The sequence below is a fragment of the Pseudomonas sp. SIMBA_067 genome (assembly GCF_046534675.1).
In the GTDB taxonomy this organism is placed as follows: domain Bacteria; phylum Pseudomonadota; class Gammaproteobacteria; order Pseudomonadales; family Pseudomonadaceae; genus Aquipseudomonas; species Aquipseudomonas putida.
This window is the reverse complement of sequence record NZ_JAWRYH010000747.1, coordinates 1-258: the sequence shown is the minus strand read 5'-3', so window position 1 is coordinate 258 and position 258 is coordinate 1. Positions and strand designations below refer to the sequence as shown.

The window sequence follows — 258 nt, the reverse complement described above, 5'->3', positions numbered from 1 at the left end:
ATCGAAAAATGCGCCGCCGACCTCGCCGCACTGGTACCCGAGGCGCGCATCGGCATTGGCCACGGGCAAATGCGCGAGCGCGAGCTGGAACAGGTGATGAGCGACTTCTACCACAAGCGCTTCAACGTCCTGGTGGCCTCGACCATCATCGAAACCGGCATCGACGTGCCCAGCGCCAACACCATCGTCATCGAGCGTGCCTACAACTTCGGCCTGGCCCAATTGCACCAGTTGCGTGGCCGGGTCGGGCGCAGCCAC

1 protein-coding gene is annotated in these 258 nt (G+C 64.0%); it reads left to right on the top strand.

The features are described from left to right. Nucleotides 1-258: helicase-related protein (locus SB765_RS31160; RefSeq protein ID WP_410932696.1), on the top strand; the 258-nt coding region annotated here is incomplete at both ends.